Origin of the sequence: Yersinia sp. 2542 StPb PI (assembly GCF_048593855.1) — a bacterium.
Taxonomy (GTDB): Bacteria; Pseudomonadota; Gammaproteobacteria; order Enterobacterales; family Enterobacteriaceae; genus Yersinia; species Yersinia enterocolitica_E.
This window is the reverse complement of the sequence record NZ_JAZGQA010000506.1, coordinates 1-446: the sequence shown is the minus strand read 5'-3', so window position 1 is coordinate 446 and position 446 is coordinate 1. Positions and strand designations below refer to the sequence as shown.

The following is a 446-nucleotide window of genomic DNA, read 5'->3' as shown; positions in this document are numbered from 1 at the left end:
AGAGGAAAAACAATAAGATACCTATAGATGAAATTATAACTCATGTCTGGAGCGGAAGAGAGAATACTATAGTTAAAGGCAATGTCTCACAGTTAGCCTATCGGCTAAGAAGTAAATTATCCGCCATAGGGGATGCTATCCAGATATCTATTTCTATGAATAGTGGTGGACGTTGTAAAGTTCATCGAGACGCGATAACCATTATCACAACAAATAATGGAATTCTCTGCTTATTGCTCAAATCTCTACTGAATGTTAACAAAAACGACGCCATATAATATTGGTTAGTTAGCCGGTAAGCAATCTTAAGACACTGACAATAACGACAGTTAAATTATAATTAAAGATGATCACAAGTAACAAATAGGATAAACATAAATAATTGTAAATGACTTGGATAGTATAGAGACTACAAGATATTATTTGAAATCCAACAAGTACGAAAA

At 33.2% G+C, this 446-nt stretch carries 1 protein-coding gene; it reads left to right on the top strand.

What is annotated here, in order from left to right:
• A partial coding sequence (locus tag V1952_RS22515) for a hypothetical protein (RefSeq protein WP_420075632.1) occupies nucleotides 1–278 on the top strand: 278 nt, incomplete at its 5' end.
• Nucleotides 279–446: the final 168 nt, after the last annotated feature.